20 protein-coding genes and 1 pseudogene are annotated in these 25,250 nt (G+C 73.6%); 12 read left to right on the top strand and 9 right to left on the bottom strand.

Annotation, left to right across the window (positions count from 1 at the left end; all coding sequences use genetic code 11):
* Positions 1–6: 6 nt before the first annotated feature.
* Positions 7–159: a hypothetical protein gene (locus ACIBF7_RS10535; protein ID WP_246640836.1), complete on the bottom strand. Its 153-nt coding sequence runs from the start codon at positions 157–159 to the stop codon at positions 7–9.
* A gap of 12 nt (positions 160–171) precedes the next feature.
* Positions 172–288 (bottom strand): annotated as a pseudogene (locus ACIBF7_RS10530) (FmdB family zinc ribbon protein); the annotation flags it as partial.
* A 265-nt stretch (positions 289–553) separates the two neighbouring features.
* On the opposite strand from ACIBF7_RS10530, the gene ACIBF7_RS10525 reads away from it, so the two are divergent.
* From ACIBF7_RS10525 to fdhA, 8 genes are all read left to right on the top strand, one after another.
* The gene (locus ACIBF7_RS10525; RefSeq protein WP_397196933.1) at positions 554–1,717 is read left to right on the top strand and encodes a cysteine desulfurase family protein; all 1,164 of its coding nucleotides are present in this window, start codon (positions 554–556) and stop codon (positions 1,715–1,717) included.
* A gap of 79 nt (positions 1,718–1,796) precedes the next feature.
* Entirely contained in the window at positions 1,797–4,973 is a 3,177-nt protein-coding gene (gene fdh / locus ACIBF7_RS10520) for a formate dehydrogenase (RefSeq protein WP_397196932.1), read from the top strand.
* A gap of 4 nt (positions 4,974–4,977) precedes the next feature.
* Positions 4,978–5,754: a 4Fe-4S dicluster domain-containing protein gene (locus tag ACIBF7_RS10515; RefSeq protein ID WP_148034666.1), complete on the top strand. Its 777-nt coding sequence runs from the start codon at positions 4,978–4,980 to the stop codon at positions 5,752–5,754.
* Positions 5,751–6,674 (top strand): NrfD/PsrC family molybdoenzyme membrane anchor subunit, encoded by a 924-nt coding sequence (gene nrfD, locus ACIBF7_RS10510; RefSeq protein ID WP_345482599.1) that lies wholly within the window; start codon positions 5,751–5,753, stop codon positions 6,672–6,674. Before ACIBF7_RS10515 ends, nrfD begins: the two co-directional genes overlap by 4 nt.
* Before the next feature lie 103 nt (positions 6,675–6,777).
* On the top strand, positions 6,778–8,076 hold the full coding sequence (gene selA / locus ACIBF7_RS10505; RefSeq protein WP_364227966.1) for an L-seryl-tRNA(Sec) selenium transferase: 1,299 nt from the start codon (positions 6,778–6,780) through the stop codon (positions 8,074–8,076).
* Complete coding sequence (locus ACIBF7_RS10500) at positions 8,076–9,863, top strand: SelB C-terminal domain-containing protein (RefSeq protein WP_397196931.1); 1,788 nt, start codon at positions 8,076–8,078, stop codon at positions 9,861–9,863. The genes selA and ACIBF7_RS10500 overlap by 1 nt, the downstream gene beginning before the upstream one ends.
* Positions 9,864–9,942: 79 nt before the next feature.
* Positions 9,943–10,827: an MIP/aquaporin family protein gene (locus ACIBF7_RS10495; protein WP_148032194.1), complete on the top strand. Its 885-nt coding sequence runs from the start codon at positions 9,943–9,945 to the stop codon at positions 10,825–10,827.
* 49 nt (positions 10,828–10,876) lie between these two features.
* Complete coding sequence (fdhA, locus tag ACIBF7_RS10490; RefSeq protein WP_219548689.1) at positions 10,877–12,097, top strand: formaldehyde dehydrogenase, glutathione-independent; 1,221 nt, start codon at positions 10,877–10,879, stop codon at positions 12,095–12,097.
* 48 nt (positions 12,098–12,145) lie between these two features.
* Here the strand turns inward: fdhA and ACIBF7_RS10485 are convergent, their stop codons facing one another.
* From ACIBF7_RS10485 to ACIBF7_RS10475, 3 genes are read right to left on the bottom strand one after another with little or no spacing between them, the layout of a single operon-like run.
* Complete coding sequence (locus ACIBF7_RS10485) at positions 12,146–14,386, bottom strand: xanthine dehydrogenase family protein molybdopterin-binding subunit (protein ID WP_397196930.1); 2,241 nt, start codon at positions 14,384–14,386, stop codon at positions 12,146–12,148.
* Positions 14,383–15,375: a xanthine dehydrogenase family protein subunit M gene (locus ACIBF7_RS10480; RefSeq protein WP_364227977.1), complete on the bottom strand. Its 993-nt coding sequence runs from the start codon at positions 15,373–15,375 to the stop codon at positions 14,383–14,385. Before ACIBF7_RS10480 ends, ACIBF7_RS10485 begins: the two co-directional genes overlap by 4 nt.
* Positions 15,372–15,890: a (2Fe-2S)-binding protein gene (locus tag ACIBF7_RS10475; RefSeq protein WP_271279942.1), complete on the bottom strand. Its 519-nt coding sequence runs from the start codon at positions 15,888–15,890 to the stop codon at positions 15,372–15,374. Before ACIBF7_RS10475 ends, ACIBF7_RS10480 begins: the two co-directional genes overlap by 4 nt.
* A 169-nt stretch (positions 15,891–16,059) precedes the next feature.
* Between ACIBF7_RS10475 and ACIBF7_RS10470 the strand changes: the two genes are divergently transcribed.
* Positions 16,060–17,082: a zinc-dependent alcohol dehydrogenase family protein gene (locus ACIBF7_RS10470; protein ID WP_397196929.1), complete on the top strand. Its 1,023-nt coding sequence runs from the start codon at positions 16,060–16,062 to the stop codon at positions 17,080–17,082.
* Here the strand turns inward: ACIBF7_RS10470 and ACIBF7_RS10465 are convergent, their stop codons facing one another.
* A complete protein-coding gene (locus tag ACIBF7_RS10465) occupies positions 17,083–17,715 on the bottom strand; it encodes a pyridoxamine 5'-phosphate oxidase family protein (RefSeq protein ID WP_222708974.1) in 633 nt (210 codons plus the stop codon). It abuts the gene before it with no gap.
* Between the two features lie 216 nt (positions 17,716–17,931).
* On the opposite strand from ACIBF7_RS10465, the gene ACIBF7_RS10460 reads away from it, so the two are divergent.
* The 3 genes from ACIBF7_RS10460 (at position 17,932) to ACIBF7_RS10450 (ending at position 20,303) form a co-directional block, all read left to right on the top strand.
* Positions 17,932–18,945 (top strand): TerC/Alx family metal homeostasis membrane protein, encoded by a 1,014-nt coding sequence (locus ACIBF7_RS10460; protein WP_397196928.1) that lies wholly within the window; start codon positions 17,932–17,934, stop codon positions 18,943–18,945.
* Between the two features lie 69 nt (positions 18,946–19,014).
* Positions 19,015–19,278, top strand: coding sequence for a hypothetical protein (locus ACIBF7_RS10455; RefSeq protein WP_397196926.1), 264 nt, complete (start codon positions 19,015–19,017; stop codon positions 19,276–19,278).
* Positions 19,275–20,303 (top strand): glycosyltransferase family 9 protein, encoded by a 1,029-nt coding sequence (locus ACIBF7_RS10450; protein WP_397196925.1) that lies wholly within the window; start codon positions 19,275–19,277, stop codon positions 20,301–20,303. The genes ACIBF7_RS10455 and ACIBF7_RS10450 overlap by 4 nt, the downstream gene beginning before the upstream one ends.
* Positions 20,304–20,319: 16 nt before the next feature.
* On the opposite strand, the gene ACIBF7_RS10445 is transcribed toward ACIBF7_RS10450, so the two are convergent.
* Genes ACIBF7_RS10445 through ACIBF7_RS10435 form a run of 3 tightly spaced genes read right to left on the bottom strand, consistent with a single transcriptional unit; the run spans position 20,320 to position 25,082 of the window.
* On the bottom strand, positions 20,320–22,149 hold the full coding sequence (locus ACIBF7_RS10445) for a S9 family peptidase (protein ID WP_397196924.1): 1,830 nt from the start codon (positions 22,147–22,149) through the stop codon (positions 20,320–20,322).
* Positions 22,146–23,921, bottom strand: coding sequence for an N-acetylglutaminylglutamine amidotransferase (locus ACIBF7_RS10440; protein WP_219548675.1), 1,776 nt, complete (start codon positions 23,919–23,921; stop codon positions 22,146–22,148). The genes ACIBF7_RS10445 and ACIBF7_RS10440 overlap by 4 nt, the downstream gene beginning before the upstream one ends.
* Positions 23,922–23,933: 12 nt before the next feature.
* On the bottom strand, positions 23,934–25,082 hold the full coding sequence (locus ACIBF7_RS10435) for a glutamate--cysteine ligase (RefSeq protein ID WP_271280007.1): 1,149 nt from the start codon (positions 25,080–25,082) through the stop codon (positions 23,934–23,936).
* Positions 25,083–25,250 lie beyond the last annotated feature (168 nt).

Genomic DNA, 25,250 nt, shown 5'->3' with positions numbered 1-25,250 from the left:
GGACGGTCACGGGCGCGGCAGGCGACCGGTGGCGGGATGAATGGGCACCGCGGCCGGGGCGCGGCGCGGCGGCAGGGACGTGACGACCTCGGGCTCGGAGGCGCTGCGCTCCGCCCGCCGCAACCGGGCCGCCAGGGCGGCCGGAGTGCGCGCCAGCATCGGTGCCGAGAACCTCCGCGTCGAGGTCGCGCCGCAGTCCGGGCACCGCACCGCGGCGGGTGCGGTGCCGATCGGAAAGGCGACCTCGATGTCGCGACAATGCGGACAGCGATAGCCGTATGTCGCCATGGAAGGTGCCTCCCGCGTTTTCGAACAAAAGCCCCAGGCCACGACCCTTATCGACGTGACCTGGGGAAACAACCTCAGAAACGGATATACGCAACTTAACGCGTGAATGACCTGCGATCGATCGCACTTCTGCCAAGCTTGCTCGCGGAGTAAGGCAGGCCGCCGAATACCTAGGCAAAACCCATGCCACGTACCTCCCGAATGTTCATGGCTGATCGACGGGAGTACGTTGCGGAGTCACGCCTGGCGAGAGCAAGATCGGTACGTGAGCGAGAACGACGGGGCCCAGGCGCATCCCGCGCTGGCCGGTGGCGCGCTGTACCTGGACTACAACGCCACCACCCCGGTCGACCCCGAGGCGCTGCGGGCCGCGCTGCCCTACCTGACGACGCACTTCGGCAACCCCTCCAGCGGCCATTCCTACGCCGGTGAGCCGCGCCGGGCCGTGGAGCGCGCCCGCGGCCACGTGGCCGGACTGCTCGGCGCCCAACCCGGTGAGATCGTGTTCACGAGCGGCGGGTCCGAAGCCGACACGCTGGCCGTCCGCGGCGCCGCCCTCGGCTCCCCGGGGCGGCAGGTCGTCACCCTGGCCACCGAGCATCCGGCGGTGCTGCGCTCCTGCGAGAGCCTGCGCGCGGACGGGTTCACCGTGACGCGGGTGCCGGTGGACCCGCACGGCCGCGTCGACCCGGACGTGCTCCGCGCCGCCGTCCAGGAGCGGGAGACCGCCCTGGTCTCGATCGCCTACGGCAACAGCGAGACCGGCACCCTGCAGCCGATCGCCGAGCTGGCCGCCGTCGCGCACGAGTCGGGGGTCCTGTTCCACACGGACGCCGCGCAGGCCGCCGGGAAGGTGCCCCTCGACGTGTCCGCCCTCGGCGTGGACCTGCTGACGATGGTCGGTCACAAGATGTACGCGCCCAAGGGCGTGGGCGCCCTCTACGTGCGCTCCGGCACCCGGCTCCATCCGCTCATCCACGGCGGCGGCCAGGAGGGCGGGCTGCGGGCCGGCACGGAGAACGTCGCCCTGGTCGCCGCCCTCGGCAGGGCCGCCGAGCTGGCCCGGCTCGAACTGCCCGGCAGCGCCGTACGGCTGGCCGCCCTGCGCGACCTGTTGCACGCCGAACTGGAGGCCCGGTTGCCCGGCCGGGTCCATCTCAACGGTCACCCGGCCGAACGGCTGCCGGGGACGCTGAACGTGAGCATCGACGGCGTCGGAGGCCGGGCCCTGCTGGCCGCGGTCCCCGGCATCGCCGCCGCCACCGGATCGGCCTGCCACGAGGGCGTCGACGCCCCCTCGCCCGTACTGCTCGCCATGGGGCTGCCGGCCGGGCGGGCGTCCGAGGCGGTGCGGCTGTCCCTGGGCCGGTGGAGCACCGAGCGGGAGGTGCGGCGGGCGGCGAGGCTGATCGCCGAAGCGGCCGCCTGAAACGTCACGTCCACGGACGTGACCAGTCCGCCCGCGAGTCGCCGGAATATGCCCTCCGAAACCGGGCATGGATCGCACCATGGCAGGAAGGGGATGGCCGGCCCGCTGGCCGGTGATCCGGCAGCTCAGAGGCCAGGACGGCAGGGGCGACGCGGCACGGTCGCGCCGCACCGACGCCCTGCGCCCGCGCACCGAGGACGCCGCCACGGTGGCCCGGTCCATCTGCCCCTACTGCGCGGTCGGCTGCGGCCAGCTCGTCTACGTCGAGGGCGGCAAGGTCACCCAGATCGAGGGCGACCCCGACTCCCCGATCTCCCGGGGACGGCTCTGCCCCAAGGGGGCGGCCAGCAAGCAGCTCGTCACCCATTCGGGACGCCAGACCCAGGTGCTCTACCGCAGGCCGTACGGCACCGGCTGGGAGCGGCTCGACCTGGACACCGCGATGGAGATGATCGCCGACCGGGTGGTGCGCACCCGGCGGGAGACCTGGGAGGACACCCACGAGGGCAAGGTCGTGCGCCGCACGATGGGCATCGCCAGTCTGGGCGGGGCGACGCTCGACAACGAAGAGAACTACCTGATGAAGAAGCTGTACACCGCCCTCGGCGCCATCCAGGTGGAGAACCAGGCGCGTATTTGACACTCCTCCACCGTCCCCGGTCTGGGGACCAGCTTCGGGCGTGGCGGCGCGACGACCTTCCAGCAGGATCTGGCGGAGGCGGACTGCATCGTCATCCAGGGCTCCAACATGGCCGAGTGCCACCCCGTCGGGTTCCAGTGGGTGATGGAGGCCAAGGCGCGCGGGGCGAAGGTCTTCCACGTGGACCCGCGGTTCACCCGCACCAGCGCGCTGGCCGACCGGCACCTGCCGATCCGCGCGGGCAGCGACATCGTGCTGCTCGGCGCGCTGATCAACCACGTGCTGGCGAACGAGCTGGACTTCAGGGAGTACGTGCTGGCGTACACCAACGCCGCCTCCCTCGTGTCCGAGGACTTCCGCGACACCGAGGACCTCGACGGCCTGTTCTCCGGCTGGGACCCGGAGACGGCCACGTACGACCCGAGGAGCTGGGCGTACGAGTCCACGCCTGAGGGCCACCCTTCCGAGCAGGCGGAGGGCGGAGCCCGGCACGCCAAGACGGCGGGGCCGGACACCTACGGCGCGCGCGGGGCCGCCGTGCACCCCAGCCCGCCCACGGACCCGACGCTGACCCACCCGCGCTGCGTCTACCAGATCGTGAAACGGCACTTCGCCCGCTACACCCCGGAGCTGGTCGAACAGCTCTGCGGCATCCCGCGTGACGACTTCGCCGAGCTGGCCGAGGCGATCACCGCGAACTCCGGCCGCGAGCGCACCACCGCCTGGGTCTACTCCGTCGGCTGGACCCAGCACAGCGTCGGCGCGCAGTACATCCGCACCGCCTCGATCCTGCAGCTCCTGCTGGGCAACATGGGACGGCCCGGCGGCGGCATCCTGGCGCTGCGCGGCCACGCCAGCATCCAGGGCTCGACCGACATCCCGACGCTGTTCAACATCCTGCCGGGCTACCTGGACATGCCGGACGCCGGGCGGCACGAAGGCCTGGACCACTACCTGGAGCTGGAGGGCGGCAGCACGGGCTTCTGGGGCAACCGGCGCGCCTACCTGGTGAGCCTGCTGAAGGCGTGGTGGGGCGAGGCCGCCACCGAGGAGAACGACTTCTGCTTCGGCCACCTGCCGCGCATGACCGGCGACCACGGCCACTACACCACCGTGATGAACCAGATCGACGGCATCGTGAAGGGCTACTTCGTGGTGGGGGAGAACCCCGTGGTCGGCTCCTCCGGCGGCCGGGCGCAGCGCCTCGGCCTGGCGAACCTCGACTGGCTCGTCGTCCGTGACCTGGCCCTGGTGGAGACCGCCACGTTCTGGCTGGATGGCCCGGAGCTGGAGACGGGCGAACTGCGCACCGAGGACATCGGCACCGAGGTGTTCTTCCTGCCCGCCGCGAGCCACGTGGAGAAGGAGGGCACGTTCACCAACACCCAGCGGCTCCTCCAGTGGCGGGAGAAGGCGGTCGACCCGTCCGGCGACTGCCGCAGCGAGCTGTGGTTCTACTACCACCTCGGCAAGCTCATCAGGCGCCGGCTGACCGACGACGAGATCGACCGGCCGGTGCGCGAGCTGACCTGGGACTATCCGGAGCTCGGCGTGCACGGCGAGCCCTCGGCCGCGGCCGTGCTCCGCGAGATCAACGGGGTCGGCCCCGACGGGCGGGCGCTGTCGTCCACCAGCCAGCTCCGCGCCGACGGCTCCACGACCTGCGGCTGCTGGATCTACTGCGGGGTGTACGCCGACGAGGTCAACCAGGCCGCCCGCCGCCGACCCCGCCGGGAGCAGAGCGCGGTGGCGCCCGAATGGGGCTGGGCGTGGCCGGCCAACCGGCGCATCCTGTACAACCGGGCCTCCGCCGATCCCGAGGGCCGCCCGTGGAGCGAGCGCAAGGCGTACGTGTGGTGGGACGCCGAGCGCGGCGAGTGGACCGGCCACGACGTGCCCGACTGCGAGATCGGCAAGCCGCCCGGTTACGTGCCGCCCGAGGGCGCCTTCGCCGAGGACGCGCTCGCCGGGACCGACCCGTTCATCATGCAGTCCGACGGCAAGGGCTGGCTGTACGTGCCGCTGGGGCTGGTCGACGGCCCGCTGCCCGCCCACTACGAGCCGCACGAGTCTCCGGTCGCCAACCCCCTGTACGCCCAGCAGGCCAACCCGGCACGCCACACCTACAACCGGCCGGAGAGCCCGTACAACGCGCCGGACGGACGTTTCCCCTACGTGCTGACGACGTACAGGCTGACCGAGCACCACACGGCGGGCGCGATGAGCCGGCCGCTGGCCTACCTCGCCGAGCTGCAGCCCGAGCTGTTCTGCGAGGTGTCGCCGCGGCTCGCCGCCGAAGCGGGGCTGACCAACGGCGGCTGGGCCACGATCGTGACCAGCCGCGCCGTGGTGGAGGCCAGGGTGCTGGTCACCGGGCGGATGCGGCCGCTGCGCCTCGGGGGCGTGATCGTCCACCAGGTCGGCCTGCCGTACCACTGGGGGTGGGGCGGAGGCGGCCTGGTCACCGGTGACGTCACCAACGACCTGACGCCGCTGGTCCTCGATCCGAACGTCTACATCCAGGAAGGCAAGGCGATGACCTGTGACGTGCGGCCGGGGCGCCGGCCGAGGGGCCCGGCGGCGCTCGACCTGCTGGAGAGGTACCGCCGTGGCTGAGCGGATGGGGTTCTTCACCGACACGAGCGTGTGCATCGGCTGCAAGGCGTGCGAGGTGGCCTGCAAGGAGTGGAACCAGATCCCCGACGACGGCTTCGTCTTCGAGGCCACCTCCTACGACAACACCGGCATGCTGGGGGCGAGCACCTGGCGGCACGTCGCGTTCATCGAGCAGTCACGACCGGTGGCCGTCGGCGGTGACGAGGGCGTGGACCGGTGGCTGATGTCCTCCGACGTGTGCAAGCACTGCACGCGCGCCGCCTGCCTGGACGTGTGCCCGACCGGGGCGCTGTTCCGGACCGAGTTCGACACGGTGGTGGTGCAGGCCGACATCTGCAACGGGTGCGGCTACTGCGTGCCCGCCTGCCCGTACGGCGTGATCGACCGGCGGGAGGGCGACGGGCGGGCCTGGAAGTGCACGATGTGCTACGACCGCCAGCGCGGCGGCCTCGAACCCGCCTGTTCCAAGGCGTGCCCCACCGACTCGATCCAGTTCGGCCCGCTCGACGAGCTGCGGGAGCGCGCCGAGCAGCGGGTGGCCCGGCTGCGCGCCGACGGGAACGAGCAGGCCCGCCTGTACGGGGAGAGCCCCGATGACGGGGTGGGCGGGACGGGGGCGTTCTTCCTGCTGCTGGACGAGCCCGAGGTGTACGGCCTGCCGCCGGACCCGGTGGTGACCACCCGCGACCTGCCCGCCATGTGGGGCTGGGCGGGCGCGGCCGCGCTGTCGGCGGCCGGCGCCGTGGCTCTGGCGTTCCTGCGTACGGGGGAGCGGCGGTGAAGCGGGAAAGGGCCGTGGCGCGGGAGGTGGTGCCGGAGGCGGAGTTCCGGTCCTACTACGGCCGCCCGGTGATCAAGCCGCCCATCTGGCACGAACCCCACATGCCGACATATCTGTATTTGGGAGGTGTGTCGGGAGTCTCGTCCTCGATGGCCGTGATGGCCCGGCTGACCGGCCGGACCCGCCTCGACCGCACCGCCCGCGTCGCGGCGGCGGCCGGGGCGGCCCTGGGCGCCGGGCTGCTCTCCGCCGAGCTGGGCAGGCCCGAACGGTTCCTCAACATGTTCCGCGTCTTCAAGCTCACCTCGCCGATGAGCGTCGGCTCGTGGATCCTCGCCGCGCACGGCGGGCTGTCGGCCGCCGCCCTGGCCGGTGACCTGACCGGCATCCTGCCGGCCGCCGGTGACGCGGCGCTGCTGGCCACCGCGGTGACCGGGCCGCTGACCGCCACCTACACCGCCGTCCTGGTCGCCGACACCGCCGTGCCCGCCTGGCACGAGGCGTACCGGGAGCTGCCGTTCCTGTTCGCGGGCAGCGCGATGGCCGCCGCCGGGGCGGCCGGGATGCTCGGCACGCCGCCGGCCCACGCCGGTCCCGCCCGCGCGGTGGCCGCGCTCGGGGCGGGCGTGGAGACGGTCGCGGGGCAGCTGATGGAGCGCCGGCTCGGGTTCCTGGGGGAGCCGTACCAGGTGGGACGGGCGGGCCGGCTCATGCGCGCCGCGCGCGTCCTGACGGCCGGCGGCGGGCTGCTCGCCGTGGTCGCCGGACGCAGCCGCGCACTCAACGCCGTGTCCGGCCTCGCCCTCACGGCGGGCTCGCTGTGCACCCGCTTCGGCATCCTCGCGGCGGGCCGCGCCTCCGCCGCCGATCCCAAGTACACCGTCGTCCCCCAGCGCCGGCGCCTCGACGAAGCCTCCTGAAGCCGGATCCCGCCCGGGCGCGCCGGGCCCCGACTTTTCAGGAGGCCGAGGTCCTCGGCCCGGCGGGTTCGATTCCCGCCCGCTTCCGCTTATGTTCGGGAATATGGATCGACGCAGGCGGGTGCCACGCACCGACGCCGTGCTCGCCGACTCGCGCCTGGTGGAGGCGGGCGGGCGGCTGGGCCGGTCGGTGGTCAAGGCCGCGGTGGCGGCGGCGCAGGAGCGGGCCCGGCAGGGCGAGATCGCCCCCGAGGAGGTGGCCGACGCGGCGGTGACGGCGCTCCCGGCCCGCGCGGCGAGCCTGCGTCCGGTCGTCAACGCCACCGGCGTGCTGATCCACACCAACCTCGGCCGGGCGCCGCTGTCGGCGGCGGCCGTCGAGGCGATGACCGCCGCCGCCGGGTCCGCCGACGTGGAGTTCGACCTGGCGACGGGCGCCCGGTCGCGGCGGGGCCGGGGCACGCTGGAGGCGCTCGCCGGCGCCGTGCCGGTGGCGCAGGACGTGCACGTCGTGAACAACAACGCCGCCGCCCTCGTCCTGGTCGCCACCGCGCTCGCCGCCGGGCGGGAGATCGTGATCAGCCGGGGCGAGCTGGTCGAGATCGGCGACGGGTTCCGCATCCCCGACCTGCTCGCCTCCACCGGGGCGCGGTTGCGCGAGGTGGGCACCACCAACCGCACCTCCGTCCGCGACTACGCCGACGCGGTGGGGCCGGCGACGGGGTTCGTGCTCAAGGTCCACCCGTCGAACTTCCGGATCGAGGGCTTCACCGGCTCGGCCGAGGTGCCGGAGCTGACCGGGCTCGGCGTGCCCGTCGTGGTGGACATCGGCTCCGGCCTGCTGGCCCGTGAGCCGCTGCTGCCCGCAGAACCCGACGCCGCCACCATGATCGAGGCGGGCGCTGACCTGGTGACGGCCAGCGGCGACAAACTGCTCGGCGGGCCGCAGGCGGGCCTCCTGCTGGGCCGGTGCGACCTGGTCGAACGCTGCCGCCGGCACCCGCTCGCCCGCGCGCTGCGGGTCGACAAGCTCACGCTCGCCGCGCTGGAGGCGACGCTGCGCGGTCCCGTCCCGCCGGTCCGGCGGGCGCTGCACGCCGATCCGGCCGTGCTGGAGAGGCGCGCCGCCGCCCTGGCCGGTCGCCTGGCCGGCGCCGGGATCGACGCCCTGGTGGTGCCGAGCGAGGCCGCCGTCGGCGGCGGCGGCGCGCCCGGCGTGCTGCTGCCGAGCGCGGCCGTGAGCCTGCCCGAACGGTTCGCCGTCCCGCTGCGGACGGGCGATCCGCCGGTCGTCGGCCGGATCGAGGGCGCTCAGCTGCTGCTGGACCTGCGTGCCGTCCCGCCCGAACGCGACGACGACGTGGCGCGCGCGGTGCTGGCGGTCGCGGAGGTGGTGGGCTGATGCACGTCGTGGCCACCGCGGGTCACGTCGACCACGGCAAGTCCACCCTGGTACGGGCACTCACCGGCATGGAACCAGACCGGCTGGACGAGGAACGCCGGCGCGGCCTCACCATCGAGCTCGGGTACGCGTGGACGTCCCTCCCGTCGGGGGAGCCGCTCGCGTTCGTCGACGTCCCAGGTCATGAGCGGTTCCTCGGCACGATGCTCGCGGGGGTCGGGCCCGTACCGGCCGTGGTGTTCGTGGTGGCGGCCGACGAGGGGTGGATGCCGCAGTCGGAGGAGCACCTGGTGGCCCTGGAGGCCCTCGGGGTACGGCACTGCCTGCTGGTGGTGACCCGCTCGGACCTCGCCGACCCGGCCCCGGCGATCGAGCGGTCCCGCGCCCGCCTGGACGAGGCACTCGGGAAGCCGGGCGGTGGGGTGGCGGCGGTCGCCGTGAGCGGGCGCACCGGTCAGGGGCTGGACGAACTGCGGCGGGCGCTGGACCGGCTGGTGGCCGGGCTGCCCCGGCCGGATCCGGGGGCGGCGGTCCGGTTGTGGATCGACCGGACGTTCAGCGTGACCGGCAGTGGGACGGTGGTGACCGGGACGCTGCCCGCCGGGACGGTGTCGGTGGGCGACGAGCTGCTGCTCGACGGCGAGCCGGTGCGGGTCAGGGGCCTGGAGTCGTTGAAGCGGACGCGGGACACGGTGTCCGGGGTCGCCCGGGTGGCGGTCAACCTGCGCGGGCAGGACCTCCCCGAGCGCGGGCAGGCGCTCGTCGCACCGGGCGGGTGGACGTACACGGAGTCGGTGGACGTACGCGTCGCGCCCGTCGGGGCGCAGCCGCAAGAGGATCCCGGCCTACCTCGGCGGCTGACCGTCCACGTGGGGTCGGCGGCCGTGACGGCCGAGGCGCGGCACCTCGGCGGCCGCTTCGTACGGCTGCGCCTGGACCGGCCGGTGCCGCTGCATCTCGGCGACGTGCTGCTGCTGCGCGACCCCGGGCGTGACCGGTCCGAGGTGCGGGTGCTCGCCGGGGCGGCCGTCCTCGACGTGCGCCCCCGGGCCCTGCGCGGCCGGGGCGCCGGCAGAGAGCGAGCCGCCCAGCTGGAAACGGCCCTCCCCAAGCCCGACCCCGCCGGGCTCGACGCGGCGTTCGCGTTGCGGGTGCATCGGCTGCTGCGGGCCGCCGACCTGCGGGCCATGGGGCCGGCGCCCGAGGTTCCCGGGGTGGCGGGGGAGTGGCACGCCGATCCGGACTACTGGGAGGAGTCGCGGAGGCGGCTGGGCGAGGCGGCGCGGCGGTACGCGGAGCGCAATCCCCTGGAGCCGGCCATGCCGGTCGAGGCGGCCCGGCGCGCGCTGGGGCTGCCGGATCGGCGGCTGGTCGCGGCGCTGGTAGGGCCGCCGCTCACCCTCGCCGGCGGGCGGATCGTGGCGAGGCCGGCGGGGCTGCCGGGGCCGGTCGCGCTGGCGGTGGAGCGGGTGAAACGGGAGCTGGCGGCGCGGCCGTTCCAGGCGCCGGAGGCGGGGCGGCTGGCCGAGCTGGGGCTGGGCCCGAAGGAGCTGGCGGCGGCCGTGCGGGCGGGGAGCCTGCTGCGGGTGGGCGAGGGGATCGTGCTGCTGCCGGGAGCCGACGGGCGGGCGGCCGAGGTGCTCAGCCGGCTGCCGCAGCCGTTCACGGTCAGCCAGGCCAGACGCGCGCTCGGCACCACCCGCCGGGTCGCCGTGCCGCTGCTCGAACACCTCGACAGGGCCGGTCTCACCGAGCGGCTGGACGAGGTGCGCCGCCGCTGCGGATGACTCCGCTTAGGGGCCTGGACCTGGGTATATATATTGGGAAATCAGGGGGATTGTGAACCATCGTCATCTGGGGGTTGCGATGGTCGGAGACCTTCCACGGCGGCTCGTCGCGGAAGCCATCGGGACAATGCTGCTGGTGATCTTCGGTCCGGGATCCGTGGTGGCCGCGTTGCTCATGGGCAACGGTGAACTTTCCTACGCCGCGCTCGGCTTCATCTCGTTGTCGTTCGCCGTGGTCGTCGCGCTCGTCATCTACGCCTTCGGCACCACGTCGGGCGCGCACATCAACCCGGCCGTCACCCTCGCCCTGGCGGCGGGCCGCAGGTTCCCGTGGGCGGAGGTGCCACCGTACATCGTGGCGCAGCTCATCGGGGCGTTCGCCGGCGGTCTGCTCATCGTGGGCGGCTTCGGCCGCCGGGCCGCCGACCTGGGCACCGGGCTCACCGCTCTCGGTGAGGGCGTGAGCTATGGGCAGGGCATCCTGCTGGAGGTGATGGGCACGTTCCTGCTGATGCTCACCATCATGGCGATGGCCGTGGACCGCCGGGCGCCGAGCGGCTGGGCGGGGTGGATCATCGGCATGGCCGTCGCCTGCGAGATCTTCGTGATCGGCCCCATGACGGGCGGCTCCGTCAACCCCGCCCGCACCTTCGGCCCGTACCTGACGACGAGCGTGTTCGGCGGTGACACGCCATGGTCGGAGTTCGGCGTCTACATCATCGGCCCGGTCGTCGGAGCCGTACTCGCCGTGCTCGTGTACGACCAGGTGGCGCGCCCGGCGCGCGAGCTGCCCGAGGCGGCCGAGCAGGGCACCGCCGGGGAGATCACCGGCACCCGGCGGCCGGGTGACGAGGAGGACCTCGCGCGGGACGTCCCGGTGGCCCGGAGCTCTCGCGACGACCTGGTACGCGACCGCCCGGCGCACGGCCCACGCCGCCGCCCCGGCCCCGGGGGTGATCGATGACCACGTGACCACCCGCCATTCGCACCCCGTACAAGGGAGAGGGCACGTCATGTCAGGTAACAGAGGAGTCTCCTACGAGGGCCCCGGCAAGGTCGAGGTACGCGTGACCGACTATCCCGACTACGAACTCAAGGACGGTCCGGGCGTCAACCCGGCCAACGTGGGCCGCAAACTGCCCCACGCGGCGATACTCAAGTCGGTCGCGACCAACATCTGCGGAAGCGACCAGCACATGGTCCGAGGCCGTACCACGGCCCCGACGGGCCTCATCCTCGGTCACGAGATCACCGGCGAGGTGGTCGACACCGGCCCCGACGTCGAGTACGTCAAGAACGGCGACCTCGTGTCCGTGCCGTTCAACATCTCCTGCGGCCGCTGCCGCAACTGTAAGGAACGCAAGACCGGCATCTGCGAGAACGTCAACCCGGACCGGCCCGGCTCCGCCTACGGCTACGTCGACATGGGCGGCTGGGTGGGCGGCCAGGCGGAGTACGTCCTGGTGCCGTACGCCGACTGGAACCTGCTGAAGTTCCCGGACAAGGACCAGGCGATGGAGAAGATGCTCGACCTGGCCATGCTCTCGGACATCTTCCCGACGGGGTTCCACGGCTGTGTGAGCGCCGGGGTGGGGCCGGGCTCGACCGTCTACATCGCCGGGGCCGGACCGGTCGGGCTCGCCGCGGCGAGTTCGGCGTTCCTGCTCGGCGCCGCCGTCGTCATCGTCGGCGACCTGAACAAGGACCGTCTGGAGCAGGCCAGGAGCTTCGGCTGCGAGACCGTCAACGTGGCCGAGGGCGAGCCGAAGGACCAGATCGAGCAGATCCTCGGCGAGCCCGAGGTGGACTGCGCCGTGGACGCCGTCGGCTTCGAGGCCCGCGGCCACGGCAAGGAGGCGGAGAAGGAGCAGCCCGCGACCGTGCTCAACACGGTGATGGACGTCACCCGGGCGGGTGGCGCGCTCGGCATCCCGGGACTCTACGTGACCGGTGACCCCGGCGCGGCGGACGAGGCGGCCAAGCAGGGCTCGCTGTCGATCCAGATCGGTCTCGGCTGGGCCAAGTCGCTCAGTTTCGTCACCGGCCAGTGCCCGGTCATGCGGTACAACCGCCAGCTCATGCAGGCGATCCTGCATGACCGCGTGCAGATCGCCAAGGCGGTCAACGCCACCCCGATCTCGCTGGACGACGCCCCGCGCGGCTACCACGAGTTCGACGAGGGCGCGGCGCGCAAGTACGTGATCGACCCGCACGGCATGCTCGCGTCCAGGTGACCATGCGCCGCGAGCGGCGCGAGCCGTCGCTCGCGGTCCCCCGGGCCGTCACCAGGCCGGGTCCATCACCGTCTCGGGCGCGATGGGCAGGCCGCGGACCCGGCGGCCGGTCGCGTGGAAGACGGCGTTGGCGATGGCGGCGGCCACCCCGACCTGACCGATCTCCCCGACCCCCTTGACGCCGAGCGGGCCGACGACCTCGTCGCGCACCTCGACGAGGTCGACCGTGACCTCGGGCGCGTCGGCGTTGACCGGCACGAGGTACTCGCCCAGGTTCGCCGCGGCCCAGCGGCCCGTGCGCGGGTCCGCGTGGTTGCCTTCCAGGAGAGCCTGGCCCAGGCCCCAGAGCATGCCGCCCAACAGCTGGCTGCGGGCCAGGAGCGGGTTGAGCACCCGTCCGGGCGCGAACGCGCCGCTCAGCCGGCGGACGCGGACGAGGCCGAACTCCGGGTCCACGGCGACCTCGGCGAACTGGGCGCCGAAGGTGAGCAGGCCGTGCGGCGTGTCCAGCGGCGGCGGACGCCACGTGCCCGTCGCCTCCGCGTCGGACAGGTGGTGGCGTTCGAGCAGCTCACGGTACGTGTCGGCGGCGCCGGGATGTTCGGCGGAGGACAGGCGCCCGGCGGCCACGGTCACCGACGCGGGGGCGACGCCGTGCAGCGGTGACGCCTCGTCACCCACCGCCAGCGCGACGAGCTGCTCGCGCAGCGCGGTGCCGGCGGCGTGGACGGCGGAGCTGACCATGCCCGCGCCGGTCGAGCCCACCGCCGCCGTGCTGTTGGGCAGATCGGTGTCGCCGGCCTGGACCTGCAGGTCGGCGAGGGTGACACCGAGCGCGTCCGCTCCGACCTGGGTGGCGATGGTGAGCACGCCGGTGCCGATCTCCTGCGTCGAGGTCTGCACGACCGCGCTGCCGTCGGCGAAGAGACGGGCCCGGGCGCGCTGGGGCGGCATGAACAACGCCACCGGGTACGCCGCGGCCGCCATCCCGGTGCCGATCAGCCAGTCTCCGTCGGACCGCGTGCGCGGGGCCGGGTCACGCCCGGACCAGCCGAATCGTTCGGCGCCGAGGCGGAGGCACTCCTCCAGCCCGCCGCTGGACCACGGGTTGCCGTGCGGGTCGGTCCGCGCGTGGTTGAGCAGCCGCAGGTCGAGCGGGTCGATCCCGAGCCGGTAGGCCAGCTCGTCCATCGTCGCCTCAAGGGTGAAGACGCCGAGGGTCTCACCGGGGCCCCGGGTGAAGGTCGGCGTCATGGTGTTGCCCCTGATGAGGCGGTGCACGCCGAGGTAGTCGCCGCACGCGTACAGCTGCGACGAGACGCCGGTCGCGGGCTCGGCCCAGTCGTCGAACGGCGAGGTGACCGACAGCTTCTCGTGCCGGATCGCGGTCAGCCGGCCGTCCCGGGTGGCGCCGAGCGCCATGCTCTGCTCCTGCTCCTCGCGGTGCCCCGTCGAGGTGAACATCTGCGGCCGGGTGAGCATCAGCTTCACCGGCCGGCCGACGTGCCGCGCGGCCATGGCGGTGAGCGTCGTGTGCGGCCACACCATCGCCTTGGAGCCGAACGCGCCGCCGACGAAGGACGTGATGACGCGGACGCGGGAGACGGGCAGGCCGAGCAGGTGGGCCACGGTCTGCTGGGTGGCCCGCACGCCCATGGTCGACTCGTACAACGTCAGGTCGTCGCCGTCCCAGACGGCGACCGTCGACGGCGCCTCAAGGGCGTTGTGGTGGTTGGCCGCCATCCGATAGCGGGCCTCCACCCGCACGTCGGCCCGGGCCAGGCCGGCTTCGGCGTCGCCGCGCTCCTCGCGCCCCGGCAGCAGCCCGCCGAACAGGCGCTCCGCCTCGTACGACCGGCCGCGCCCCTGCTCGATCGTGGCGGTCGCCTGGACGACGTCGTACGAGACGCGCACCAGCGAAGCCGCGTACCGGGCCTGCTCGTACGTCTCGGCGACGACCAGGGCCACCGGCTGTCCCGCGTAGTGCACGACGGTGTCCTGCATCGGGAAGAAGCTCTCGCCGGGCGCGGTCAGGCCCGCCAGCGACGGCAGCAGGCGCGGCGGCGCGGCGATCCTCGGCAGGTTCTCGTGGGTGAGCACCGACAGGACGCCCTCCGCCGCGTGCGCCGCGGCGGTGTCCATCGCGGACACCCGGCCGGCGGCGACGGACGCGCCGACGATCGCGAGATGCGCCGCCCCCGGCGGCGAGATCTCCGCTGAATACCGCGCGGCGCCGGTCACCTTCGCCGGGCCGTCCACCCGCGTGACCGGCGTGCCGACCGTGGTCATGGCCGGGCTCCCCTCAGGCTGTGGGTCAGACCGCGCACCACCGCGCGGCGCGCGAGCTCGACCTTGAACGCGTTGTACCGGCGAGGCACGGCGGCGTCGAGTTCGAGCGCGGCGGCCCGCCGGAAGGCCGCCTCGTCCGCCGGGCCGCCGACGAGCGCCGCCTCCGCCCGCCTCGCCCGCCAGGGCTTCGTGCCGACCCCGCCCAGAGCGAGCCGGACGCCGGTGACGATCCCGTCCTCCGCCTCCACGGCCGCCGCGACCGAGACGAGGGCGAACTCGTACGACTGCCGGTCGCGGAACTTGAGGTAGACCGAGCCGCGGCCGAGCGGCTCGCCGGGAACGTCGATCCCGACGATCAGCTCGCCGTGCGCCAGCGGGTGCTCGACCTCGGGCGTGTCGCCGGGAAGAAGGAAGAAGTCGTCGGCCGCGATCGCCCGCTCGCCGCCGGGCCCCGCCGTCCGGATGACGGCGTCGAACGCCACCAGCGCGACGGCGACGTCCGACGGGTGGGTGGCGATGCAGCGCTCGCTGGTGCCGAGGATCGCGTGGCCCCGGTTCAGCCCGTCGAGCGCCGAGCAGCCCGTCCCCGGTTCGCGCTTGTTGCAGGGCGAGACGCCGTCGCGCAGGTAGGGGCAGCGGGTGCGCTGGCAGAGGTTGCCGCCCATCGTCGCCATGTTCCGCAACTGCTCGGAGGCGCCCAGCAGCAGCGCCCGGGAGATCGCCGGGAAGCGGCGGACGACGATCGGCGCCCGCGCGACGTCGGTCATGCGGGCGAGCGCGCCGATGCGCAGACCGCCGCCGGGACGGTCCTCGACGGCCGTCAGCGGCAGGTCGTTGATGTCCACCAGGTGGCCGGAGCGGGAGACGCCCGCCCGGATCAGGTCCACCTCGTTGGTCCCGCCGGCCAGGAAGGCGCTCGCGGGACTCGCCGCCGCCAGGGCGATCGCGTCGCCGACGTCCCTGGCCCTGCTGTAGGTGAGCGGCCTCACGACGCGCCTCCCGCGCCGTCGCGGACCTGCCGGATGGCGGCGCGGATGTTCGGGTACGCCGCGCAACGGCAGAGGTTGCCGCTCATGAACTCGGCGATGTCCTCGTCGGTGGCGGCGTTGCCCTCCTCGATGAGCTTGACCGCGGACATGATCTGTCCAGGGGTGCAGTAGCCGCACTGGAAGGCGTCGTTCTCGACGAAGGCCCGCTGCATCGGGTGCGGCCCGTCGTCGCCGGCGAGCCCCTCGATCGTGGTGATCTCGCGGCCCGCGGCGGTGACGGCCAGCATGAGGCAGGCGAGCACCCGCCGGCCGTCGGACCACACGGTGCAGGCCCCGCAGGTGCCCTGGTCGCAGCCCTTCTTGGTGCCGGTCAGGCCGAGGTGCTCGCGCAGCGCGTCGAGCAGGCTCACGCGCGGCTCGACCTGGAGGACCCGGGGCCTGCCGTTGATCCTCAGCGACACCGGGACGCTCTCCGGCCCCTGGATGACGCGCGGGCGGCGATCGGTATCGGACATGGTCTTCCCTTCCCCTGGCCGCTGGCCTGTCCTTCCCTACCCGGCGAAGGTACGGAGGAGCTGAGGCGAGGGCTTGGGCCGGGTAAACCCGGGCGCCCCGCCCCGGCCTTCCCGTTTTCGGAAGCGGGGCGGGGGAAGCCTGACACCTACGTGGAAGAGGGGATTCACCATGCGTGGAGCAGTTCTGTACGCTCCGGGCGACGTCCGCGTCGAGGACCGTCCCGACCCGGTGATCGTCGAGCCGACCGACGCGGTCATCCGGCTCTCGGCGACCTGCGTCTGCGGATCCGATCTGTGGCCCTACCGGGGGGTCGAGAAGCTCGACGGGGCGGCTCCCATGGGGCACGAGTACGTCGGCGTCGTGGAGGAGGTCGGCAGCCAGGTCACCACCATCAGGCCGGGTCAGTTCGTGGTCGGCTCGTTCTGGGCCTCCGACAACACCTGCGAGATCTGCCGGGCGGGCTACCAGAGCGGCTGCGTCCACCGGGTGCTCATGGGCTCGATCGGCACGCAGTCCGAGCTGGCGCGGATACCGCTCGCCGACGGCACGCTCGTCGCGACCCCCGGCATGCCGGACGCCGATCTGGTGCCGAGCCTGCTGGCCGCCTCCGACGTGCTGGGCACCGGATGGTTCGGCGCCGTCGCCGCCGCGGCCGGGCCGGGCAAGACCGTCGTGGTCGTCGGTGACGGCGCCGTCGGACTGTGCGGGATCCTCGCGGCCGGGCAGCTCGGGGCCGAGCGGGTCATCGCGATGAGCCGGCACGCGCCCCGGCAGGAGCTGGCCCGCCGGTTCGGCGCCACGGACATCGTCACCGAACGCGGCGACGAAGGGGTGGCCCGGATCAAGGAGCTGACGGGCGGGCTCGGCGCGCACAGCGTCATCGAGGCGGTCGGCACCCAGGAGTCGATGACGCAGGCCATCCGCTCCACCCGCCCCGGCGGCTACGTCGGCTTCGTCGGCGTCTCCCACGACGTCGCGCTGCAGGGCGACGAGCTGTTCTTCTCGCTCGTGCACCTGCACGGCGGGCCGGCGCCGGTGCGGCAGTATCTTCCCGAGCTGATCGGGCTGATCTGCGACAGGAAGATCGATCCCGGCCAGGTCTTCGACCTGACCCTGCCACTGGACCAGGCCGCGGAGGGCTACCGGGCGATGGACGAGCGCCGCGCGATCAAGGCACTCCTCCTGCCCTGACTACAGGTTGGTGCGGGCGTCCAGGGCGAGCCCTTCGTCGATCGCCTCCGCCGGAACGTCCCTGAGGCCCAGGTGGTCCTTGGCGATCTGCCCGAGTGTGGGCAGGCTGTCGCGGGCCGGCCAGGTCTCGGGCTTCCACAGCGACGACCGCAGGAACGCCTTCGCGCAGTGCATGTAGAGCTCCTCGACGTCCACGAGCACCGCCAGCCGGGGCCGCCTGCCCCGGGCCACCAGGTCGTCGAAGAACGGCGCGTCCGCCACGAGGGTGGCGCGGCCGTTGACCCGCAGGGTCTCGTTCATCCCCGGCACGATGAACAGCAGCCCGACGTGGGGGTTGCGCAGCACGTTGCGGAAGCTGTCGACGCGGTGGTTGCCGGGCCGGTCGGCGAGCGCCAGGCGGTGGTCGTCGAGGACCAGCACCGACCCGGCCGGGTCGCCGCGCGGCGAGACGTCGCACGTCCCGTCGGGGTTCGAGGTCGCCAGCAGCACGAGCGGCGAGTGGGCGATGATCGCGCGGGCGTGCTCGTCGATCCGGCCGATGTCCTTGTCCCAGATGCCCTGCGACGGCTCCGGCACGATCTCCCGGAGCTCGGCCTCGGTCGTCACCGTACGGATCTCAGAAGCGTGATGCACCGCCTCAATATAGTGGTGGGCACGCAGCCCCCGGCCCGTACGTGAGCATCCCCGGGTGGATCACCCTCTGCGGATGCTTTACCGTGGAGGGCAACGAGGGGAGTACTTCCCAAGCGTCGAACCCGGTCAGTACGGACCTGTGGCGGGTCCCCGGGCGGCCGCCCGCGTCAAGCGGGTGAAGGAGACCTCGAACGGCTCAGCGTTCGAGGAGGATGCATGCCCGCCACGTCAGTCTTGGCTGCCGTCGAACTGCAGACGATCGCCTCACCCCAGCTGTGGGCGATCACCATCGCGGGGCTGGTCGCCCTGCTCGTACTCGACTTCGTCGTCACGCGGCGCCCGCACGAGGTGCGGATGCGCGAGGCGGCCGGCTGGTCGATCTTCTACCTGGCCCTTCCCGTGGTGTTCGGGTTCGGCCTGTGGGCGTGGGCCGGGGCCACCGTGGCAGTGGAGTTCTTCACCGGCTACGTCGTGGAGAAGTCGCTGTCGGTGGACAACCTGTTCGTGTTCATGCTGCTGCTGGGCGCCTTCGCGGTGCCCGCCGCGCTGGCCCAGCGTGTCCTGCTCTACGGGATCATCGGGGCGCTGGTGCTGCGGGCCGTCTTCATCGCGCTCGGAGCCGCCGCCCTGCAGAGCGGCACGTGGGCGTTCCTGCTGTTCGGCGCGATCCTCGTGCTGACGGCCGGGAAGGTCTTCAAGGACGCGGCGAGCGGCCGGGAGCAGGAGGTCGACATCTCCTCCATCCGCTCGATCCGGCTGCTGCGCCGGTTCGTGCCGGTGACCGACGACTACCGGGGCTCGCGGCTCGTCGTCAGGGAGGCCGGGCGGTACGCGCTGACCCCGCTGGCGCTGGCCATCGTGGCGGTCTTCGCCACGGACATCGTGTTCGCCGTCGACTCCGTGCCCGCCGTCTACGGCGTCACCGAGGACCCGTTCCTGGTGTTCGCCACCAACGCCTTCGCCCTGCTCGGCCTGCGGGCGCTCTACTTCGTGCTGCAGGGAGCCCTCAGCAAGCTCCGCTACCTCAACCACGGGCTCGCGCTCATCCTGGCGTTCATCGGCGTCAAGCTCGTCCTGCACTGGGCGCACGGCATCTGGCCGCAGGTCCCCGAGATCCCGACCCTCGCCTCGCTGGGCGTCATCGTCACGGTCCTGCTCACCGTCACGCTCACCAGCGTGCGCGCCAACCAGCGCGACGAGCGCCGCGCCGGAGAACGCCCGGACCGGTGACCTGACGTATGCCCAGGTCAGCAGGGTTGTCCGGTTTGTCGCCCCGAAGGCGGGGGTAGCCCGGCAACCGTGCCCGACGCCCGCGACCTCGACGTGCTCGTCCCGACCAGGGACCGTCCCGTGCTGGTCACCCTGGCCGGCCTGGCGGCGCGGCGCGTGACCGGCGCCCGCGTGGTGATCTCCGACCGGTCGCGGGCGCCCGTCGCGCACGACCCGCCGGCGGAGTCCGCGTACGAGGACGTGGTGAGGTGGCCGCGGGTGAGGGAGCGGTACGGGGGAGCGGGCCGGGCCTACCGTCTGGAGCAGCCGACGACCGTCCTGGGACAGCCGTGAGCACGGTCGCCGGGGTGCGGCGGATCGCGGTGCTGCGCGCCAACGCGCTCGGCGACTTCCTGCTGGCGCTGCCCGGCGTCGAGGCGATCAGGAACGCCTACCCGGACGCCGAGCTCACGCTGCTCGCCCTGCCGTGGCACGCGGACTTCCTGGCCGGGCGGCCGGGCCCGGTGGACGAGGTGATCGCGCTGCCGCCGATCACCGGGGTGTCCACCTCCGAGGACGGCCACCGGGCGCCTGCCGGGCTGCTGGAGCGGCTGCGGGAGTCGCGCTTCGACCTGGCGGTGCAGATCCATGGCGGCGGGCGCTACTCCAACCCGTTCGTGCGGGCGCTGGGCGCGGGGACGACGGCCGGGCTCCGCGCCCCGGACGCGCCGCCGCTGGACCGGTGGGTACGGTACATCCACTTCCAGCACGAGACGATGCGGTATTTGGAGGTCGCGGCACTGGTGGGCGGCCACACCAGCCTGACCGAGCCGCGCCTGACGGTGACGGCGCGCGACCGGGCGGAGCTGGGCGAGCTGCCGGAAGGGCTGGTCGCGATACATCCGGGGGCCAACGACCCGAGGCGGCGGTGGCCGCCGGAGCGCTTCGCCGCGGTGGCGGACCGGCTGGGCCGGCCGGTCGTGGTCACCGGGTCGCGGGCGGAGCGCGACCTGGTGGCCAGGGTGGCCGGGGCGATGCGGCGGCCACCGGCCGCGGTCGCCGGGGAGCTGAGCGTGGGCGGGCTGGCCGCGCTGTACGAGCGGTGCGATCTGCTGGTGGCCAACGACACCGGGCCGCGCCACCTGGCGGCCGCGGTGGGGACGGCGACGGTGGCGGTCTACTGGTGCGGCAACCTGATCAACGCCGGCCCGCTCTCCCGCCACCGCCACCGGCCGCTGGTGTCGTGGACGCCCGCCTGCCCGGTCTGCGGCGCGGGCGGGCTCGACCCGCACGCCGGGCGGTGCGGGCACGAGGTGTCATGGGTGACCGACGTGCCGGTGGACGCGGTCGCGGCGGAGGCCGGGGACCTGCTGAAGTGACCCCGCGGTCCGGCGGTCACCCGGCTCCGTGGATGTGCAGGCGGTTCGTCAGCCAGTCCACCACCTTGGTCACGAAGCTGATCCGGTTGCCGATCCGCCGGATCTCGTGGCCCTCGTCCTCGAAGAAGAGGTGGTCGCACGGGACGCCGCGGGCCGTGGCCGCGTCGACGACCTGTTCGGCCTCGTACAGCGGCACGTTGGTGTCGTGCGCCCCGTGCACGACCAGCAGCGGGGCGGCCAGCCGGTCGAACGCGCGCAGCGGCGACAGGGCGCGCAGCAGGTCGCGGTCGGTCTCCGGGTGTCCGTACTCGCTGATCGCGGCCGCGGCGATCCACGGCTCGCTGCGGGCGTAGAACGTCTCGAAGTCGGCGATGCCGCTCACGGTCACGCCCGCGCGGAAGAGCCCCGGATGGGTGACGAGCGCGGCCAGCGTCAGATAGCCGCCGTAGGACCAGCCCATGCAGGCGATCCGGTCCCGCGCGGCGGCGCCGGTGCGCACCAGCCCGGCCACGCAGTCGGCCACGTCGTCGACGGCGCGGAAACGCAGCTCGCGGTCGTCCGCCTGCCGGAAGGCGCGCCCGTATCCGCCGGAGCCGCGCACGTTCGGGGCGAGCACGCCGATCCCGGCGGCCAGCAGGTTCTGGTAGAGGGGGTTGAACGTGGGACGCTCCTGGTCCTCGGGGCCGCCGTGCAGGAACACCAGGAACGGCGCCGGCCCCAGCACGTGCGGCGGCCGGTAGAGCCAGGCGGCCAGGACGAGGCCGTCGCGGGCGGGGAAGCGCACCAGCTCCGCACCCGCCGCCGTGGCCAGCCGGCCGGCGCCCGCGACCCGCCGGTAGCCGCCCCGGTCCAGGTCGCACAGCAGCACGTGCGAGGGGTCGCCGGGGCTCTCCGCGGCGAGGACGGCCAGGGTGCCGTCCCAGCTGATCCTGGCGGAGGTCACCACGTCGGCGGGCGGCGGCGGCAGCGGCCTGGGCTGCTCGGTCTCCAGCTCCAGCACGTCCAGCCCGGAGCGGCCGTGCTCGTTCCACACCAGCAGCGCGCGGCGCCCGTCCGCGCTCAGCGCGAACCGGTCCAGCTCGGCGTCCGGCCGCTCGGCCAGCACGACCGCGTCCGCGCCCTGCCGTACCGCCAGCAGCGCGGCCCGGTCGCGGCCGGCGTCGGAGACCACGTACGCGGTGCGGCCGTCGGGGGAGAGGGCGCCGGCGTCGGTGGATCCCGGCAGTCCGGGCAGCAGCGGCCGTTCCCCGCTCGGCGGGTGCGCGCCCAGCGCCTCGGCGACGAGGGTCGCCACGTACATGTGCCGCCGTCCGCGCGGGCCCCGCCGCAGCAGCATCGTGGCGTGGTCGCGGCTGATGGCCGCCGGCCACAGCAACCGGCCCGTGGCGATGACCTGACGCCCGCCCGTGGCGGCGTCGGCCAGCACGGCGTGGGTGTGGCCGGCGGCCGACGTCTCGGCGACCAGTACCTCCTCGCCCCGCCCCGTCCAGCGGACCAGCGCGGCCGACCCTCCGGCGGGCGCGGAGAGCAGGCGCAGGTCGCCGCCGTGCGGCCGCACCGTCCAGACCTGGGTGTGCTCGCCGCCGCCCGGAGCCAGCAGCACGGCCAGCCGGGCACCGGTCGGCGCCCAGCTCACGTCGACGGCGGGCTGCGGCCCGGTGTCGACGACCCACGCCTCGGCGTCCTCGCCGACCGGCTGGATCCACACCCGGGGAGAGCCGTCCCTGTCGCTGACGAAGGCGACGGCGCTGTCGTCCGGGGCCAGGGCGGGCGCCAGGCAGCTCCACGCGGTCAGGCTGGCGGCCGACGGCAGGTGCGACAGGCCGCCGATGATCTCCGGCGTCATCCGAGGTGGGCCTGCAGCCACAGTTCCAGCAGGCCGAGCTGCCACAGCGTGTTCACCCCTGTCGCCGCCCTGTCGCGGCCGGGGTCGGCGAGCAGCCGGTCGACGTAGTCCCGCCGGAACAGGCCGCGGTCGCGGGCGGCCCGGCTGGTGAGCGCGTCGCGGACGAGGTCGAGGAGCCGCCCTTCGACGTGCCGGATCGCCGGCACCGGGAAGTAGCCCTTGGGCCGGTCGACGACCTCGGCGGGCAGCATCCGGCGGGCGGCGTCCTTGAGCACGCCCTTGCCGCCGCCGGCCAGCTTGAGCTCGGCCGGGCAGGCCGCGGCCAGCTCGACCAGCTCGTGGTCGAGGAACGGCGTGCGCGCCTCCAGGCCGTGCGCCATCGTCATGTTGTCGAGCCGCTTGACCGGGTCGTCGACCATCATGGCGGTGGTCTCCAGGCGCAGCACGGCGTCCAGCGCGGTGTCCGCGCCCGGCCTGGCGAGGTGGGCGCGGACGAGGTCGCCGCTGACGTCGGAGTCCAGCAGGTGATCGGGCGCGAGGATACGCGCCAGGTCGTGGTGCGGGCGGTCCCTGAACGCCTCCAGGTACGTGTCCGCGGCCCGCTCGCGCGGCACCCCGGCCAGCGGCGGGAACCAGTCGTAGCCGGCGAACACCTCGTCGGCGCCCTGGCCCGACTGCACGACCTTGACGTGCCCGGCGACCTCCCGCGACAGCAGGTGGAAGGCGACGCAGTCGTGGCTGACCATCGGCTCGCTCATCGCGTGCACCGCCTGCTCCACCCCCTGCGCCAGGCGGGAGTCCGGGACGCGGATGCGGTGGTGGTCGGTGCCGAAGCGCCGGGCCACCAGGTCGGAGTAGGCGAACTCGTCGCCCTGCTCGCCGCCGGCCGGCTCGAACCCGATGCTGAACGTGGCCGGCTCCCGCTGCCCCTGCTCGGCCAGCAGCGCCACGATCAGGCTGGAGTCGAGCCCGCCGGACAGCAGCACGCCCACCGGCACGTCGGCGACCATGCGCCTGCGCACCGCCGTGCGCAGCGCGTCGAGGACGGCCCTGCGCCACTCGCCGTCGTCCGCGGGCGCCGCCGGGCGCCGGTGGCGGGGCTCCCAGTAGCGGTGCTCGGTGCTCGTGCCGTCCGCCTCGATCACCCGTACGGTGGCCGCGGGCAGCTTGCGGACCCCGGCCAGGATGGTGCGCTCGCCGGGCACCAGCGAGTGGAAGGTCATGTAGTGGTGCAGGGCGACCGGGTCGATGCCGGTGTCCACCCCGCCGGCGGCCAGCAGGGCGGGCAGCGACGAGGCGAAGCGCAGCCGCCGGCCGTCCTCGGACAGATACAGGGGCTTGATGCCGAGCCGGTCGCGGCCCAGGGTGAGCCTGCCGCCGCCGCGTTCGGCGACCGCGAACGCGAACATGCCGGTGAAGTGGTCCACGCATCCGGCGCCCCACCGGTGGAACGCCTTCACCAGCACCTCGGTGTCGGAGCCGGACTGGAAGCGGTAGCCCGCGCGGCGCAGCTCGGCGCGCAGCTCCCGGTAGTTGTAGAGGCAGCCGTTGAACACCGCAGCCAGGCCCAGCTCGGCGTCGACCATGGGCTGGGCCGCCTTCTCCGACAGGTCGATGATCTTCAAGCGGCGGTGGCCGAGCGCGATGGGCCCGTGCGACCACAGGCCGGAGCCGTCGGGCCCGCGGTCGCGCATGGCCTCGGTCATCCGGCCCACGGCGCCGAGGTCCGCCTCCGCGTCGTCGAAGCGGATCTCACCACTCAGCCCGCACATCGTCCCTCCCTTTCAGGACGCCGCGGACCGGTACGGCGGGGAGTCGCCGAGGGGCCGGTTCCACTCGCAGGCCCGGGTCTCGGCCAGCAGCAGGTCCACGACGTCGGCCAGCCGCCCCCGGCGGGCGAACGCCTGGCGCTGGCGCGCCGCCGAGCTGCCCCGCGCCAGCGCCTCCCGCGTCAGCCCGGAGACGAGCTCCCAGTCCGCCGACTCCTCCAGCTGCGGCCGCAGGCCCTCGACCAGGCGCCGGATCACGACGGGCGCGGCCCGCGGCACGCCTCCCACCGGGTCGATGAGCTCGCCCTCCAGCCCGGACCGCGCCGCCTGCCACGTCGCCGCTCGCACCGCTTCCAGGTGCACCTCGCGCTCCACGCCCTGGCGCACCGCCTCCAGCTCCCTGGCCACCAGCGCCCGGAACAGTCCCGCGATCAGCACGATGTCCTCAAGCCGGGGGCAGGAGTCGCAGATCCGCAGCTCGACCGTGGGCACATGCTGCGAAGGCCGGATGTCGTAGTAGATCATCCCGGGATCGCTGATGACCCCCGACCGGATGAGCTCCTTGATCATCTCCTTGTACTCGGCGGCGGAGTCGTACTTCGCGATGGGACCGGCGGTGGGCCAGCGCCGCCACACCAGGCTGCGGTAGCTGGCGTATCCGGTGTCGTCGCCGTCCCAGTAGGGCGAGCTGGCCGACAGCGCCAGCAGCGGCGGCAGCCACGGCGTCAGCCGGTGCGCGACGGTGACGGCCAGGTCCGGATCGTCCACTTCCGCGTGTACGTGGGTGCCGCAGATCAGCTGCTCACGGGTGAGCTGCTGGTAGTCGCTGAGCATCTGCTCGTAGCGGGGGTCCGGGGAGACCTTCAGCTCGTGCATGTCCACCAGCGGAGGGCTGCCCGCCGCGCTGATCCCCAGGCCCGCCTCGTCGGCCAGCCCGATCAGCCGCCCCCGCAGGTCGCCCAGGTCCCGCGCCAGGTCGTCCAGCCGCAGGAAGGGCGAGCTGTTGGACTCCACCATCGAACGCTGCAGCTCGTGGGTGAAGCGATCGGGCGGCAACTGCTCCAGCAGCAGATCGGCGTGCCCGGTCAGGCGCCGGGTGTCCAGGGAGACCACATGGAACTCCTCCTCGACCCCCACCCGGATCGATCCCGCGTCACCCGCCACCAGTACCTCCTTCGTGCCCGTATGACATGCCCCCTCCCCTGAAAAAGGCCTTCCTCACGTGGGATCGATCACTGTGCGCGGTCCGCGTCCGGGCGGTGTTCCGCCGGGTCCTCCGCGACTTTGCCGGTCGTCGGCAACGTTCGCGCCGGGAGACTGCGGGGCGCCGTC

The sequence above is a fragment of the Nonomuraea sp. NPDC050478 genome (assembly GCF_044458265.1).
GTDB classification, from domain to species: Bacteria; Actinomycetota; Actinomycetes; order Streptosporangiales; family Streptosporangiaceae; genus Nonomuraea; species Nonomuraea ferruginea.
Note: the sequence above shows the minus strand (reverse complement) of the source record. Positions and strands in the feature narration are given on the sequence as shown.